A 16,508-nucleotide genomic window follows, 5' to 3' on the forward strand; every position below is an offset into this window, starting at 1 on the left:
AAGCGCTGAGGTAACTCAGTAAATATGGCCGGTGTCGATGACGGTGAGGACCCACCTGTTCCCATTCCGAACACAGAAGTTAAGCTCACTTGTGCCGACGATAGTTAGCTGGAAACGGCTTGTGAAAATAGGTAGTCGCCGGCTTCTCTCAAAAGCCTCTGGGGCATATGCTCCGGGGGCTTTTTCTTTGTTTTGCATGATGACTCAAAATCAGACAAGGAGGGAATTTTGTGATAAAAGACAGCCAGGTGGACCTCTGCGGAGCTGTTGATTTTGCTCGGGATGAGTCGATGCCGGATTTGACGCGGGATCAGCTTTTTTCGTTTGCTTGTAAAGGCTGTGGGGATTGCTGTCGGGGAAGGGAAGACATCGTTCTCTCCGGCTATGACCTATACCAGATTGCCAAACGGCTGAATTTGCCGCCTTGGATTGTGGCTTCGTCTTTCTGCCGCAATTATATCGGAAAAGAAAGCCTTCTTCCAGTGCTCCGCCTGGCGCCCCGGAAGGACGCAGGGAACAACTGCCCCTTTCTCTATCAAAACCGTTGTTCCATCCACGATGCAAAGCCTTTGGCCTGTGCTCTCTATCCTCTGGCCCAGGAGATCAGCGCCGAGGGCCGAGTGTCTTACTTTTTGCAGCCGGTGAATTGCGGCGGCAAAGTATTCCAGGTCCGGGTGAGGGATTATCTGGCCCTTTACAGCATTGACGCCCGGGAATCAGAAGATGTAACATGGGCGCTCACCTGCATGAAGCTGGAACGACGGGCTGAGCAGTGGCAGGCCAGCTTTGAACCGGTATTGCTTCGGCGGCTTTATCAAAAGCTGACAGACGCTCTCTATTGTTCCTATGAATTGGAAAAGCCCTTTCGAGCTCAGCTAGAGGGCAACCTCGCCTGGTTTGAGGAACAGCTCAAAAGACTGGAACAGATGCAGATCCACCGCTCAACCATCAAAAAAACTGATGGATAATTTTATGATAATCGATAATAAGAGCCGCAAAGGGGCAGAATTCCGACCAGAACGCATTGTTTTATCTCGAAAAGTATGATATACTTCACAATCATGAAGTGAACAAAAAGCGCTTCACACCAAGGGATGCTCTGCCGGAACTGGTTCCGGTGAGCCCAGACTTTAGAGGGGGAAAACATCATGCGTAAAATCTCGCGTCGTTCGTTTCTGGCTGTTTCCGCGGCGGCTGCCGCAGTGGGTGTTCTGACTGCCTGCGGTTCCAGCTCGTCGGCCTCCACCGCCGGTTCTGCGGCGGCGTCTTCGGATGGGAGCTATACCGTCGGCATCTGCCAGTTGGTAGAGCATGAGGCTCTGGACTCTGCAACCCAGGGCTTTGAGGATGCTCTGAAGGATCAGCTGGGCGACGCTGTCACCATCGACTTCAAGAACGCTCAGAATGACCCGGCTACCTGCGCTACCATTTGCAACGCCTTTGTTTCCGCCAATGTGGATCTGATTCTGGCCAACGCTACCCCTGCTCTTCAGGCGGCACAGGCAGCCACAGCAGATATTCCCATTCTGGCTACCTCCATCACCGAATACGGTGTGGCCCTGGGAATTGAAGATTTCAACGGTACTGTGGGCGGCAATATCTCCGGCACCTCGGATCTGGCCCCGCTGGATGAGCAGGCAGCCATGATTTTGGAGTGGTTCCCCGAGGCCAAGACGGCAGGCCTGCTCTACTGCTCGGCGGAGGCCAATAGCCAGTATCAGGTGGATGTGATCCAGAGCGAGCTGGAGGCGGCAGGCTTGACCGTCACTCAATATGCCTTCTCTGACTCCAACGATCTGGCATCTGTTTGCCAGCAGGCTGCCGATGCCAGCGATGTGCTCTATGTTCCCACCGACAACACCGCAGCAGCCAACACCGGCATTATTGATGGCATCTGCCGTCCCATGGGCAAACCGGTTTTTGCCGGTGAGGAGGGAATCTGCTCTGGCTGTGGCGTGGCGACCCTTTCCATCAGTTACTATGATTTGGGCTACACCACCGGCGAGATGGCTGTACAAATCCTGAAGGGCGAAGCGGATATCTCCACCATGCCCATTCAGTACACCAACGTCACCAAAAAATACAACAAGACCATCTGCGATGAGCTGGGTCTGACCGCACCGGCAGACTACGTTGCGATTGAGTGATCCGCTTCTACTGATTAAAATACCTCTGGCGGGGGAGAGTGGGCCGACCATTTTGCCCCCGCTTTTTTCTTGGGGAAAAGGTTCTGCAACGAAACGAACGGATTTAAAAACGGGAGGGAATTATTTTGGAGCTGCTTGCGAGACTGACAAATCTGCCTGGAGCATTGCCCGGCGCCTGTGCCCAGGGGTTGGTTTGGGGCATTATGGCCATTGGCGTCTATCTGACCTATCGAATTTTGGACGTTGCCGACCTGACGGTGGACGGCTCTTTCGCCACCGGCGGCGCAGTCTGCGTCATCTGCTTGTTGGCGGGGCAGAGCGTTTGGGTTGCCTTGTTGGCGGCCATTGTATCGGGCCTGATCTGCGGCCTGGTCACGGGCCTGCTCCATACTTTTATGGGGATCCCGGCGATTTTGGCCGGCATCCTGACCCAGCTGGCCCTCTACTCCATCAACTTGAAAATATTGGGCAAATCCAACCAATCCATCAACGTGGACCGGTACGATCTTTTGATCTCCCTGCGTTGGGTCAAGGAGCTTGCTCTCCGCAACCCGGTGTTTGCTGTGCTGATCGTCACAGCCGTGGTGATCGGAGTTCTGTATTGGTTCTTCGGCACGGAGCTGGGCTGTGCCATCCGAGCCACCGGCTCCAACCCCAACATGAGCCGGGCCCAGGGCATCAACACCGATTTTAACACGGTGTTGGGCCTGATGGTCTCCAACGGCCTGGTGGCCCTGTCGGGTGCGCTGCTGGCCCAGTACCAGGGGTTCGCCGATGTGAGCATGGGCCGCGGCGCCATCGTCATCGGACTGGCAGCGGTCATCATCGGTGAGGCGATCTTCAGCCACATCTTCCACAACTTTGCCCTCAAACTGACGGCGGTTTCCATCGGCGCGGTGGTGTATTACATCGTCATCCAGCTGGTTTTGACCCTGGGTCTGGATGCCAATCTGCTCAAACTGCTCTCGGCCTGCGTGGTGGCGATCTTCCTGGCGATCCCGTACTGGAAGGGAAAATACTTCGCAAAGCCGGTGGCCAAGAAGGCCCAGAAGGAGGGGAACAAAAATGCTTGATATTCAGAACATTTCCAAAACCTTCAACGCCGGTACGGTGAATGAGAAAACCGCACTGGACGGTCTTTCCCTCCACCTGAACGAGGGCGATTTTGTCACCGTGATCGGCGGAAACGGCGCGGGCAAATCCACCATGCTGAATGCGGTGGCGGGCGTCTGGCCGGTGGACTCGGGCAAGATTCTGATTGACGGGATGGACGTAACCCGTCTGAGCGAGCACCAGCGAGCCAGTTACATTGGCCGGGTTTTCCAGGACCCCATGACCGGCACCGCCGCGACCATGCAGATCGAAGAGAATCTTGCGCTGGCGGCCCGCCGGGGCAAACGGCGCACCCTCCACATCGGCATCACCCGCCAGGAACGGGAAGAATACCGGGAGCTGCTCAAGACCCTGGACCTGGGTCTTGAGAACCGCCTTACCGCCCGGGTGGGCCTGTTGTCCGGCGGCCAACGCCAGGCACTGACCCTGCTGATGGCCACCATGAGCAGCCCTAAGCTGCTTTTGCTGGACGAGCACACCGCCGCCCTGGACCCTAAAACTGCCCTTAAGGTGCTAACCCTCTCGGCCAAGATCGTGGAGGAGCAGAAGCTGACCACCCTGATGATTACCCATAACATGAAGGATGCCATCAAATATGGCAACCGCCTGATTATGATGCATGAGGGGCACATCATCTACGATGTCAGCGGGGAAGAGAAACAGCGGCTCAAGGTGTCCGACCTGCTGGCCAAGTTCCAGGTGGCCAGCGGCAGCGAGCTGGCCAACGACCGGATGATCCTCTCGTAACGAAACACTAGAAAATAGGCTCCCCCGGGGCGGTTCGCGCTGAACCACCCCGGGGGAGCCTTCTTATTGTTTTGATGCGGCAGGGGACAGAGCAAAGGGCAAACTTCACCCTCAGGCCAGATCGGACAGGATATCCGGCCAGAAAGCTTCTTCCTGCCGCAGCGCCGCAAAACAGCAGTCCAGATAAATCTTGTGGGCCGCAGGAATGATGGTGCTGCGCAGCAGGAATTTTTCGTCCCCGGAATCGTTGCCGACCGCGGCGGCCTCCTCCTTCAGGCCAAAGACGTAAAACAGAAAGTTCTCCAGCTCCTCGCAGAAATAGTTATAGGCCGTCGAGGCGGGGTAGGTCTGCTTTTGGATGCGGAACATGAGCTGGATGTTTTCCATTGAGAGCACGTTTTTGGCGACAGCGATATAAATCAGATAGGCGATCTGATCCCGGGTATACTTCTTTTTGACAGGATGAGACAACAGCCCCTTTTTGACATAGTTGCTGACCATTGACGCGGTTAGCTCCATGCCCGGAAAAGAGCGGAAGAAGCTGTTGACGTATTGTACGGTCTGGTCCAGATAAAGCCCCATGTGGGGCAGATCCTCATATCGCGGCAGGGAAAACCCCACCGCACAAGCCGCGATATGGCGTTTCGTTTCAGTATTCATAGTTTCAGTATAACGCGCTTCAACAAAAAGTCAACAGAAAACAAAAACTTAATATGAGATTTTTGAATTATGTTGACAGGATATTTAAAAACTGCTAAGATAGAGCCAAGCAAATGACGTGGCGGCGTGTTGTCGCTGGAATGGAGAACGTAACATGAAAAGCAAGATTATAGTAGATTCCTCTGCGAATCTTTATCAAATGGATGGAGTGGAGTTCCAGTCTGTCCCGATGAAAATCATCACCAGCGAAGCCGAATATACCGATACCCCGGAGCTCGACGTGGTGGATATGGCCAAGACCATGCGCAGCTATAAGGGCAAGAGCTCCACTTCCTGCCCCAATGTAGGGGACTGGATGGAGGCCTTTGAGGGGGCGGACGAGGTTTACGCCGTCACCATCACCGGCACCCTGTCGGGCTGCTACAACGCCGCCTGCACCGCCAAAGAGGAATACGAGGACGCCCACCCTGGCGCCAAAGTGTTCATTCTGGACAGCCTGTCCACCGGCCCCGAGATGACCCTGATCGCCGAGCGGATGCGGGAGCTGATCCTGGCTGGCCGCAGCTTTGAACAGGTTTGCGAGGAGGTAACCGAATACAGCCGCCACACCCATCTGCTCTTCTCTCTGGAATCCCTGAACAACCTGGCCCGCAATGGCCGGTGCAGCCCGGCGGTGGCCGCCGTGGCCCGGATGCTGGGGATCCGTGTGGTAGGTCAGGCCAGCAGCGGCGGCGAGCTGGAAGTTATCTGCAAGACCCGCGGCGAACACGGCGCACTGGAGCGGATCGTCCTGGAGATGAAGTCTCACGGCTACGACGGCGGCCGGGTGCGGATCGTCCACTCCGATAACCCCAATGCCGCTCATCGCCTGAAGAATATGATCGAGGCGGTGTTCTCGGGCGTTCAGGCCGAGGTGATCGCATGCGGCGGTCTGTGCGCTTACTATGCTGAGCTGGGCGGCCTGCTGGTGGGCTACGAGGATGCCAAGGCACCCACCGTCTGAACCGGAGATAGCTTAGGGCAGTTCTAAAGAATGGTTTGAACCCTTGGTACAGGGCCCAAAATGTCGATGCAGGCATTGGGGGCCCTGTTTCGTTTTATTGAGTACACCTTGCAAAAATGCGGGTTCGGCGCTATACTGTCTTTTAACCATTTGGACGGCGGCCTGCATGGGGCAGGGGTGCTGCCGAATGGGGATTCGATAAGGTATGGGGAGGTGTTCCATGCTTCGACAACCGGTCGTAAAATTTTTCAGCAAACTGTTAAACCGCGCATTCATCACCATTGCACTGGTTCTGGTCCAGGCAGTATGGCTTTTGGAGGTCTTTTTCCGGGTGACGGAATATGCAGTCTGGGTCAACGCGCTGCTGATGATTCTCAGCCTGGCGATTGCGCTGCACCTGATCCGCAAAGACGAAAACGCGGCTTATAAAATTGTCTGGCTGGCGCTGATCGGGGCGCTGCCGGTTTTGGGCGGGATGCTCTATCTGCTCTGGGGCAACAAGCGCCCCAGCAAACGGATGCGCCAGCGGATGGATAAGATCGAGCGGCTCCACCGCTACGATATGGTCCAGGCCGAGGGCCAGCTGGACGCTCTGCCGCCCCGGCAGGCCGCTCTGGGGCGGTATCTGGCCGGGCAGGGCCGCTGCCCCGCCTGGCAAAACACCAGCGCCCTTTATTTCCCCAGCGGTGAGGCCATGCACGCCCGGATGCTGCAGGATCTGGCCCGGGCCAAAAAGTTTATCTTCCTCGAATACTTCATCATTCGTCCCGGCGCCATGTGGGACCCTATCGCCGAGATCCTCAAGCGGAAAGCGGCCCAGGGCGTGGATGTGCGGCTGATCTACGACGACTTTGGCTGCCTGCTGACGCTGCCCTCCAACTTTCTGATTGAGATGGAAAAAAACCACATCCGCTGCCTGCCGTTTAACCCGGTGGTGCCGCTTTTGTCGTTGGTGATGAACCACCGGGACCACCGCAAGATCTGCGTGATCGACGGCAACATCGCCTACACCGGCGGCGTCAACCTGGCGGACGAATACATCAACGCCGAGGAGCGGTTCGGTCACTGGAAGGACACCGCCCTGCGGATCGAGGGGGCGGCGGTCTGGAATTTTACCGTTATGTTCCTTAATTTCTGGAACGCTTTCCGTTTCTCGGACAAAGACTATGACGCCTTCCGCCCCACGGTGCAGGCCAAGACGGACGGAGTGGTACAGCCTTACGGGGACAGCCCTCTGGACGAGGAACCCCTGGCCGAAAATGTCTACTGCGATATCCTCCATCAGGCCAAAGACTACGCCTATATCTTTACGCCCTACCTTGCCATCGGCGAGGAGATGATGGACGCCCTCAAGATGGCGGCCAAACGAGGGGTGGATGTGCGGCTGGTGCTGCCCGGTATCCCGGATAAAAAGCTGGTGTTCCGGCTGACCCGCTCCTATTACGCCCCCCTGATTCTGGCGGGAGTGCGGGTGTACGAGTACACCCCGGGTTTCCTCCACGCCAAGTGCTATGTCAGCGATGACGCGCTGGCGGTGGTGGGCAGCATCAATATGGACTACCGCAGCCTGTATCTCCATTTTGAGTGCGGGGTACTGCTGATGGGGAATAGCCAGGTGGCGGCGGTCCGGAAAGATATGCTGGACACCATCGCCAAAAGCCGGGAGGTACGCCTCAAGGATTGCCGCACCTCGGTGCCCGGCCGGATGCTGGACGATGTGCTCCGGCTGCTCAGCCCGCTGCTTTAACACCAAACTACTTTTTTGCAGAGCTCCTGCCGGGGGCTCTGCTTTTTTGCGCTCTCTGCAAATAAAATGAGGATTCGGTGGGAACACTAGGGCTAAAAGTCCCCGGTCCGATGGGCGCGTGGGGCGGATTGTAAAGGGAGCGAAAAAATGAAACAGACAAATTGGTATAGGATTGGCTGCCTTCTGACGGCGTCTTTGCTGCTGGCAGCCTGTGGCAGCAGCTCCAGTTCGGGCAGTTCCAGCGGCTCCATGAATGGGGGCAGCGGCGCAGCCCAGAACCAGCAGGGAGCCTGGCGCACCGGCTTGAGCATGGTCACCCGGGCAGACAGCGAGGAGCGGGCCGGGGAGATCCACACCATTCTGGCGGCGGTGCTGCTGGACGAGGACGGCCGGATTGTCCAGGTCTCTCTGGATGAGCTGGAGAGCAGCATCACTGCCGACGCCAACGGCGTGGTAACTATGCCCACCGACTACCGCACCAAGCGCCAGAAAGGGGAGAAGGACTACCCCCTGGGAGCGGTGTCCTCCATTGAAAAAGGCTGGGCCGAACAGGCAGACTTTTTCGGCGAGTATCTGGCGGGGATGACCGGCGAGCAGGTGGAGAAGCTGGAAACGGATAAAGACGGCTATGCCTCCGATCCCGATCTGTTGTCGGGCTGCACCATTACGGTGGAGGGCTATCGGGACGCCGTGGCCCGGGCCTGTGAGCTGGCTCAGCCGGTGGGTTCGGCCAGCGGCGACACCCTCACCCTGGGGGTAGAGGTCAGCAGCCCGGCGGGCGCCGAGCTCAAGGCCACCGAGGATAAAGACGCCGCCGCCAAGGTGGATATCAACGCCGTGGCCATCACCATGGATAAGGCGGGCCGGGTCACCGGCGCCGTCTGGGATGAGGCGGAACCTCAGCTGACGGTTGGCACCGACGGCATGGTGGACGCCCCCGACGAAGTGCTGAGCAAGCTGGAACTGGGAGACGACTACGGCATGCGGGACGCCTCCGCCCTGGGCAAGGAGTGGTATGAGCACAGCGAGGGCTTCTGCGACTACCTCAAGGGCAAGACGGCGGAGCAGATCGAAGCCATTCCCACCGATGGTTCTGCCGCTGATCTGAAATCCCTCTGTACCATCGGGATTGAGGATGTCCAAAAGGCGCTGCTCAAGGCCCTGGAAAGCCAGGCGGCCGCCTGATTGTAAAGCTGCCCCTGCATCGGCCGATCCCCGGCCCCTGCGGGGGCTTTTTGTGTTCCTTGGGACAAAAGCGAATTTACAAAACCCGGAAAAAGGGCTATACTTATATCGTTTGAGACTTTGACCCGGCAGAGAGGAGGGAACCGCCCATGGAGCAGCAGGAGCTTGAAACACTGGAAGGAACCGTAGAGGACATTATCTTCGAGAATACCGACAACGGCTATATGGTGTTCGAGGTCTCGGGGGGCGGAGCCCTTACGGTGGTCTGCGGGGTTGTAGGGGAGCTGCATGTGGGTGAGTCGGTGGTCTGCCGGGGCCGCTACGAGAACCACGCCGCCTATGGCCGCCAGTTCCACGCCCAGGAGTGCGAGACCGATATGCCCAAGGACATGGAGGCCGTCTATGCTTTCCTGGCCAGCGGGTCTCTGCCCTATATCGGCGCTTCCACCGCCAATAAAATCATCCAGAAATTCGGGGCTTCGGCGCTGGACATCATCGCCAACGACCCCGGCCAGCTGACCACCATCCGGGGCATCACCGCCGACAAGGCCGACCGCATCCAGCAGGAGTTCAAGCGGATGTTCGGCATGCGGGAGCTCATCGCCTATCTGGCCCAGTTTGAGATCAGCCCCCGGCGGGCCATGGAGGTGTTCCGGGTCTTTGGCCCGGGGGCGGCCCAGGCCATCGCGGCCAACCCCTATCTGCTTTGCGGCGAACCTCTCCAGTTGGATTTCCGCCACGCGGACAGCATCGCCCAGTATTATCAGATGGAAGGGGACTGTGTCCAGCGGCTGGAGGCGGCGCTGCTCCGCACTCTGCGCCACAACGCCAACAACGGCCACACCTGCGTGCCCCGGGTTCAGCTTTTGGAGACGGCGTCGGCCTTCATCCACCAGCCCCGGGAGAAACTGGAAATTGCCCTGGATCATTGCCTGGAGGACGGCATCCTCCGCCAGCGGAAATATGCGGGGGGCGATTATATCTATCTGCCCGATCTGCTGGACGCCGAGGAGACGATCGCCCACCGGCTGGCCCTTTTGATGAAAAAGAGTCCCGAGAAGCCCCGGGGGCTGGAAAAAAGCATCCAGGTTTTGGAGCTGGCCCAGGGCTTTGCCTATGCGCCGGAGCAGAAAGAGGCCATCCGAAAGGCCATGACCGAAAACTGTCTGGTTCTGACCGGCGGCCCCGGCACCGGCAAAACCACCACCGTCAACGCCATTTTGCAGCTTTTGGAGCAGCAGGCCGAGCGGGTGGCCCTCTGTGCCCCCACCGGCCGGGCCGCCAAGCGGCTGGGGGAACTGACCGGCCGCAAGGCCAGCACCATCCATCGGTTGTTGGAGGTGGATTACAGCGGCGGGGTGCTCCAGTTCATCCACAACGAAAAGAACTTGCTCCGGTACGATGTGGTTATCCTGGACGAGATGAGCATGGTGGATGTAAAACTGTTCCAGAGTCTGCTGGCCGCCCTGCGGTACAGCTGCCGGATCATCCTGGTGGGGGACTCGGACCAGCTGCCCAGCGTGGGCCCAGGGAATATCCTGGGGGAGGTCATCAAATCCGGCCGGATCCCCACGGTCTGCCTGAACCGGATCTTCCGCCAGGCCGAGCAGAGCCTGATCGTCAAAAACGCCCACAATGTGGTGGGGGGCCGCCCCCTCCAAAAAGGGGGCCGGGAGGACGATTTCTTCTTCCTGGAGGCCGACGGCGACGCCTGCCGGCGGCTGGTCTGTGAGCTGGTCACCACCCGGCTGCCCCGCAGCTACGGCTTCGACCCCATCCGGGATATCCAGGTGCTCTGCCCCACGAAATTGGGCCCCTGCGGTACCCAGGCGCTGAATGTGGAGCTTCAGCAGCTGCTCAACCCGCCCGAGAAATCCAAACCCCAGCTCCAGAGCGCGGCCCGGGTTTTCCGGGTGGGGGATAAGGTGATGCAGGTACGGAACAACTACGAAATTGTCTGGCACCGGGACGGCGGTGAGCAGGGGGTGGGGGCCTACAACGGCGACATCGGCATTGTGGAATCCATCAACCTGCGGGACCGCTCCATGGTGGTGCGGATGGACGACCGGCGGCTGGTCTACCCGGCCGAGAACCTGGGCGAGCTGGAAATCGCTTATGCAATTACCGTGCATAAAAGCCAGGGCAGTGAGTTCCCGGCGGTGATCCTGCCGGCGGCGCAGGTGCCGGTCCGGCTGTGCTACCGGAACCTGTTCTATACCGGCATCACCCGGGCCAAGCGGCTCTGCATTGTGACCGGACGGCGGGACACCGTCAACGCCATGATGGCCAACATCCGCCAGAACCGGCGGTACAGCGGCCTGTGTGAGCTGCTGACCGACGAGCTGCCCCCCGAGCAGGGGGCTCTGCCCCAGAGCTGAACCCCTGTTCCGGGGAAAGAAAATCTGCGCTTTTCCTATACATTCTTTGCGAAATATGCTATACTGAACAATGGATTTATACGGCCCAGCCGGCTTTAAAAATAGAAACCAGAAAGGATAACGTGCTATGGCTCAGAACGATATCGGCATTGATCTTGGCACTACCACCATCATCATTGCACAGGAAGGAAAGGGCGTCGTCCTCAACCAGCCCAGCGTTGTGGCGGTGGACACCCGCAAAAACTCGGTCTTGGAGGTGGGCGACAAGGCCCTGGCCATGGTGGGCCGCACCCCCAACTACATCTCCGCCACCTTCCCCCTGAAGGATGGCGTCATCAGCGACCACACCATGACCCGGGAGCTGATCTGCCGTTTTGTCAACCAGGTGTACAGTTCTCACATGGTGAAACCCCGGGTGGCGGTCTGTGTCCCGGCGGCCATCACCGGCATCGAGAGCGACGCGGTGGTGGAGGCCGTCGTGGCGGCCGGCGCCCGTCAGGTCTATCTGATCGATGAGCCCATTGCCGCGGCGCTAGGGTCTGGGGTGGATATCACCATCCCCGACGGCCGGATGATCATCGACATCGGCGGCGGCACTACGGATATTGCGGTGCTCTCCCTGGGCGGCAAGGTCAAGGCCACCAGCGTCCGGGTGGCGGGCAACCACTACGACGATGAGATCCTCAAGCACGTCCGGGCCAAGTTCAACATCGCCATCGGCCAGCGCACCGCCGAGGAGCTGAAAAAGCACGTGGCCTGCTGCCCCCAGAAGGCAGACTTCAACGAGACCATGGAGATCAAGGGCCGCAGCCTGCTGACCGGCCTGCCCCAGCGGATCAATGTGTCCACCAGCGATCTCTATGAGCCGGTGATGATGCTCAGCGAGCAGATCGGTGTGGCGGCTCACCAGGTGCTGGAAAAGACGCCCCCCGAGCTGGCAGGCGACATCTACCGCAACGGCGTTATGCTGACGGGCGGCGGCGCACAGCTCCATGGTCTGCCCGAGTATCTGAGCCAGGAACTGAAGGTGGAGGTCACCGTCTCGCCCGATCCTGTCAACTGCGTTGCCCTGGGCACCGCCATGAGCCTCTCCCTGGGCGATAAGCTGGAAACCGGCTTTACCGACGCCACGCCTCGCATCGGCCGCCGCCATTGACAAAATATTGACAAAAATTGTACCTTTTCAGGGCTGCTTTTGTTGAAACCGGACCCAAAACCGAGTATAATAGACGGGAATGAGGTCGTTTGGCAGGACTGGAAGAAACTTTTACTTCTTTTGCGGCCGGCAAATGTTCTCAAAAATCTTTGGCGGGGCGGCCTTCGGGTTGGCCGCGCTGAAAAAATAGGAGGAAAATCATGGATTTAGGTTATGATGTAGTTGTCACCATATCCGGCATGGTACTGGTCTTTCTGATCCTGGTCATCTTGATGGTGATCATCATGCTGGAAGGCAAGGCGTTCAACACCCTCAGCAACAAAAAGCGGCCTGCCGCCCCTGCTGCGCCCAAGCCGGAAGCTCCGGCAGCGCCCCAGCAGCAGGCAGTGGCGCCTGTGGAGCCGGAACCCCAGCCCCAGGTGGAGCCGGGCATCCCCGGCGACGTGATTGCAGCGATTGCAGCGGCAATTTACGCCCTGGGCGGCGGCAAGTACACCCTGCGGGCGGTGCGCCGCGCAGACCGCGGCGGCTGGAGCAAGGCCGGCGTGTCCGACACAACCGCACCGTTTTAAGGGAGGGGACAGATCATGACACAATTTATCGATACGCTTCTCGGTATTTTCCAGAGCTCGGGTTTCGCCCGTTTCGGCGAGCCGGGCGGCTGGCTCTACGCTGTGATGATCTGCGTGGGCTGCTTTCTGCTTTACCTCGCCATCGTCAAAGAGTTTGAGCCCCTGATCCTTCTGCCCATGGCTTTCGGCATGATCCTGGCCAACCTCCCGGGCAGCGGCATCATCCATATGCAGTATTTCGTGGGCGACGGCCTCGAGCATCCCATGTGGATTGAGATTCTGAACAACGGCGGCCTGGCCGATATGCTTTATATGGGCGTCAAGCTGGGCATCTACCCGCCGCTGATCTTCCTGGGCATCGGCACCATGACCGACTTCGCCCCCCTGATCTCCAACCCCAAGAGCCTTCTGCTGGGTGCTGCCGCACAGTTCGGCATCTTCGGTACATACATGGGCGCCCGTCTGCTGACGGCCACCGGCCTGGTGGATTTCACCCAGGCACAGAGCGCGGCCATCTCCATCATCGGCGGCGCCGACGGCCCTACCGCGATCTTTGTTACCTCCCGTCTGGCGCCTGAGCTGCTGGGCAGCATTGCCGTGGCAGCGTACAGCTATATGGCCCTGGTGCCGGTCATCCAGCCCCCCATCATGCGGGCCCTGACCACCCCCAAGGAGCGCAAAGTTGTGATGAAGCAGCTGCGCACCGTCTCCAAGACCGAGCGAATCGTCTTCCCGATTATGGTCACCATCGTTGTCTCCCTGATCGTTCCCGATGCCGCCGTCCTGGTGGGCATGCTGATGCTGGGCAACCTGATGCGTGAGTGCGGTGTTGTGGACCGGATCCAGCGCACCGCCGGCAACGAGCTGATGAACATCATCACCATCTTCCTGGCTCTGTCGGTTGGCTGCACCACCAGCGCCAACACCTTCCTGAACGCCCGCACCCTGTTCATCATCGTGCTGGGCCTGATCGCCTTCTCCTTTGGTACTGCGGCCGGCGTTGTCTGCGGCAAGGTGATGTATGCCGTCACCGGCGGCCAGGTCAACCCCCTGATCGGCTCGGCTGGCGTTTCCGCTGTTCCCATGGCGGCCCGCGTCTCTCAGAAGGTGGGCCAGAAGGAGAACCCCCAGAACTTCCTGCTCATGCACGCCATGGGCCCCAACGTTGCCGGCGTCATTGGTTCCGCCGTTGCAGCAGGTATCCTGATCAACATCTTCGGCTGAGTCTAAGCTCTGGCCGGTACATCCCTGAACCGTCTGCCGCTCGTCCATGGCATTTGCGCCGTGGACGGGCGGCTTTTTTGGCACATCCGGCAGGCCGCGCCGGTTTTGGTCGGCTCCGCGCCCGCCCCCGACAGAAAAGGATGATTTTTTTGCGCAGGACGGGGCTATACTCTAGTTGTCGGCGGCCAGACCGCCAGGGGCCCAAAGCCCAGTAGAACAGCGCCGCCGCCTGGGTGCGGAGAAATGGAGCAGGGGAAATGTCTTTTCTAGAATGTTTCGGCTTCGGCCGTTTTAAAGGTTTTTCGCGTCAGGCAGGGCAGATGCTGACAGACGCCGTGCAGCTGGCCGGGGGGCTGGGGTGCAGCCGGGCGGATACCGGCCACCTGCTGCTGGTGATTTTGCAGGAGGATCATGGCCCGGCGGCCCGGTTTCTGGCGGGCAAAAATATCTCGGAACCGGAGGTCCGCCGCCAGGTGGCCCAGACCCGGCAGGGTCCGGCCCAGCGGCTCAGCAGCAGTGCACTGGCCCCGGACCTCAAGCGGGCGATGGATTACGCCCTGATCGGTGCCCAGAACGCCCACCAGCCCAAAGCTGAGCCGGAGCATCTGCTCTGCGCCATTTTGGAGGACAGCGACTGCGCGGCGGGGGTGCTGCTGGCCTCCATGGGGTTGCAGCTCAGTGAGGCCGTCAAAGAATGCCGGCAGATCTCGGGGCAGTTCATCCTGCCCATCCAGCCCCGGGCAGCGGCCAGCGCACCCCGGGGCAGCCGGGCCAGCGATAAATACTGTCATGACCTGACCCGCCGGGCCTCGGAGGGGGAACTGGACCCGGTCTTTTGCCGGGATGCCGAGCTGGAACGGATGATCGAGATCCTTTGCCGGCGGCAGAAGAACAACCCCTGTCTGGTGGGGGAACCCGGCGTGGGCAAAACCGCCCTGGCCGAAGGGCTGGCCCAGCGGATTGCCGAGGGGCGGGTGCCCCGGGCCCTCAAAGGGCGGCGTCTGCTCTCGCTGGATATGGCTAGCCTGGTGGCGGGCACCAAATACCGGGGCGATTTTGAGGAGCGTTTTAAAAACTTGCTGGAAGAGCTGGTGCGGGACAGCAGCGCGATTCTTTTTGTGGACGAGTTTCACACCATTGTGGGCGCAGGAGCGGCCGAAGGCGCCATCGACGCGGCCAATATCCTGAAGCCGGTTCTGGCCCGAGGGGAATTGCAGCTCATCGGCGCCACCACCAACCAGGAGTTCCGCACCCACATCCAGAAAGACCCCGCCCTGGAGCGCCGGTTCGGACGGGTGCAGATCGATGAGCCGGATTCCGCCCAGGCAGAGAAGATTCTGCTGGGGCTGGCCCCGCGATACGAGCGGTATCATGGGGTCACGATTTCGCCCCAGGCGGTCAAGGACGCAGTGGAGCTCTCGATCCGATATTTGCCGGGGCGCTGCCTGCCGGACAAGGCCATTGATTTAATGGATGAGGCCTGTGCGGCGGCCCGGATCCGGGCTGAAAAAGAGGGCCGTTCTACCCCCAGCCTGACCCAGGAGGACATTGCCCGGGTAGTGGCCCGGGCCAGCGGTGTGCCCGCGGAACGGGTGGGGGAGAAAGAGCGGGAACGCCTGGATCTTTTGGCCCAGCGGCTCACCGAAGACGTGGTGGGGCAGGATAAAGCGGTCCAGGCGGTAGCGGGGGCCATCCGCCGCAGTCGCACCGGCCTGGGGGAACCCGGGCGGCCCATCGGAGCGTTTTTGTTCCTGGGTCCCACCGGCGTGGGCAAAACCGCCCTGGCCAAAGCGCTGGCCAAGAGCTGGTTCGGCAGCGAGAAAGCCCTGCTCAAACTGGATATGTCCGAGTATCAGGAGTCTCATACCGTGGCCCGGCTGCTGGGGGCGCCTCCGGGCTATCTGGGCCACGACGAGGGCGGCCAGCTCACCGAGGCAGTGCGCCGCCGTCCGTACAGTGTGGTGCTCTTCGATGAGATTGAAAAAGCCCACCCCGATATCCAGAATATCCTGCTCCAGATTCTGGAGGATGGCTGCCTCACCGATTCCATGGGCCGCAAGGCGGATTTTACCAATACCATTGTGCTGCTCACCTCCAATCTGGGGGCCCGGTTCCTGGCGGGGCAAAGTGCCCCCCTGGGCTTTGCCTCGGGGACAGAAGCGATCTTTGAAAAGCAGGCGGCCCAGGCCATTGCCGAGGCCAAAGGCTTCTTCCGGCCCGAGCTGGTGGGCCGTTTGGACGAGTTGATTGTTTTCCGCCCCCTGGGGCAGGAGAGCCTTTGCGCCATTGCCGAAAAACTGCTGGCCCAGCTGGAACACCGGGCAGCTCACAGCGGCTATACTCTGACCCATACTGCGCGGGTTTGCCAGGCCCTGGCGGCCCGGGCCAATTCGCCCTACGGCGCCCGGGAGCTGCGCCGGCAGGTCAACCGGGCGGTGGAACAGGCCCTGGCAGATCAGATCGCCTCCGGTACGGTCCAGACCGGCGCTCGCTATACGGCCGACTGCGCCGAAGATGGCGCTGTAATGCTGCGGGTGGATGACCCAGCGGTGGTCTGAAGTTAATAAAGATTTTTA

13 protein-coding genes and 1 rRNA gene are annotated in these 16,508 nt (G+C 59.8%); 13 read left to right on the forward strand and 1 reads right to left on the reverse strand.

Going from position 1 to position 16,508, the window contains the following annotated elements; genetic code table 11:
- The first annotated feature begins 27 nt into the window (after positions 1 to 27).
- The 5 genes from rrf to JCM17207_RS06750 all read left to right on the forward strand — a co-directional run bounded on the left by rrf (position 28) and on the right by JCM17207_RS06750 (position 4,007).
- Positions 28 to 144 (forward strand): 5S ribosomal RNA (rrf, locus tag JCM17207_RS06730).
- Between the two features lie 146 nt (positions 145 to 290).
- On the forward strand, positions 291 to 968 hold the full coding sequence (locus tag JCM17207_RS06735; protein ID WP_238316868.1) for a YkgJ family cysteine cluster protein: 678 nt from the start codon (positions 291 to 293) through the stop codon (positions 966 to 968).
- 180 nt (positions 969 to 1,148) lie between these two features.
- A complete protein-coding gene (locus tag JCM17207_RS06740) occupies positions 1,149 to 2,147 on the forward strand; it encodes an ABC transporter substrate-binding protein (protein ID WP_238316849.1) in 999 nt (332 codons plus the stop codon).
- Positions 2,148 to 2,272: 125 nt separating this feature from the next.
- Positions 2,273 to 3,220: an ABC transporter permease gene (locus tag JCM17207_RS06745; RefSeq protein WP_238316850.1), complete on the forward strand. Its 948-nt coding sequence runs from the start codon at positions 2,273 to 2,275 to the stop codon at positions 3,218 to 3,220.
- Positions 3,213 to 4,007: an ABC transporter ATP-binding protein gene (locus JCM17207_RS06750; protein WP_238316851.1), complete on the forward strand. Its 795-nt coding sequence runs from the start codon at positions 3,213 to 3,215 to the stop codon at positions 4,005 to 4,007. The genes JCM17207_RS06745 and JCM17207_RS06750 overlap by 8 nt, the downstream gene beginning before the upstream one ends.
- A 111-nt stretch (positions 4,008 to 4,118) precedes the next feature.
- On the opposite strand, the gene JCM17207_RS06755 is transcribed toward JCM17207_RS06750, so the two are convergent.
- A complete protein-coding gene (locus JCM17207_RS06755; RefSeq protein WP_238316852.1) occupies positions 4,119 to 4,667 on the reverse strand; it encodes a DUF1836 domain-containing protein in 549 nt (182 codons plus the stop codon).
- 154 nt (positions 4,668 to 4,821) lie between these two features.
- Between JCM17207_RS06755 and JCM17207_RS06760 the strand changes: the two genes are divergently transcribed.
- The 8 genes from JCM17207_RS06760 (at position 4,822) to JCM17207_RS06795 (ending at position 16,490) form a co-directional block, all read left to right on the forward strand.
- Complete coding sequence (locus tag JCM17207_RS06760; RefSeq protein WP_238316853.1) at positions 4,822 to 5,670, forward strand: DegV family protein; 849 nt, start codon at positions 4,822 to 4,824, stop codon at positions 5,668 to 5,670.
- Positions 5,671 to 5,890: 220 nt separating this feature from the next.
- The gene (gene cls / locus JCM17207_RS06765; protein ID WP_238316854.1) at positions 5,891 to 7,417 is read left to right on the forward strand and encodes a cardiolipin synthase; all 1,527 of its coding nucleotides are present in this window, start codon (positions 5,891 to 5,893) and stop codon (positions 7,415 to 7,417) included.
- Between the two features lie 147 nt (positions 7,418 to 7,564).
- Entirely contained in the window at positions 7,565 to 8,602 is a 1,038-nt protein-coding gene (locus JCM17207_RS06770) for a hypothetical protein (protein ID WP_238316855.1), read from the forward strand.
- A gap of 149 nt (positions 8,603 to 8,751) precedes the next feature.
- Positions 8,752 to 10,980: an SF1B family DNA helicase RecD2 gene (gene recD2, locus JCM17207_RS06775; RefSeq protein WP_238316856.1), complete on the forward strand. Its 2,229-nt coding sequence runs from the start codon at positions 8,752 to 8,754 to the stop codon at positions 10,978 to 10,980.
- A gap of 127 nt (positions 10,981 to 11,107) precedes the next feature.
- The gene (locus JCM17207_RS06780) at positions 11,108 to 12,136 is read left to right on the forward strand and encodes a rod shape-determining protein (protein WP_238316857.1); all 1,029 of its coding nucleotides are present in this window, start codon (positions 11,108 to 11,110) and stop codon (positions 12,134 to 12,136) included.
- A gap of 200 nt (positions 12,137 to 12,336) precedes the next feature.
- Complete coding sequence (locus JCM17207_RS06785; protein ID WP_238316858.1) at positions 12,337 to 12,708, forward strand: OadG family protein; 372 nt, start codon at positions 12,337 to 12,339, stop codon at positions 12,706 to 12,708.
- A gap of 15 nt (positions 12,709 to 12,723) precedes the next feature.
- The gene (locus tag JCM17207_RS06790; RefSeq protein WP_238316859.1) at positions 12,724 to 13,932 is read left to right on the forward strand and encodes a sodium ion-translocating decarboxylase subunit beta; all 1,209 of its coding nucleotides are present in this window, start codon (positions 12,724 to 12,726) and stop codon (positions 13,930 to 13,932) included.
- 257 nt (positions 13,933 to 14,189) lie between these two features.
- Positions 14,190 to 16,490, forward strand: a complete 2,301-nt coding sequence (locus tag JCM17207_RS06795) for an ATP-dependent Clp protease ATP-binding subunit (RefSeq protein ID WP_238316860.1) — start codon at positions 14,190 to 14,192, stop codon at positions 16,488 to 16,490.
- Positions 16,491 to 16,508: the final 18 nt, after the last annotated feature.

Source organism: Faecalibacterium gallinarum (assembly GCF_022180365.1).
In the GTDB taxonomy this organism is placed as follows: Bacteria; Bacillota; Clostridia; order Oscillospirales; family Ruminococcaceae; genus Faecalibacterium; species Faecalibacterium gallinarum.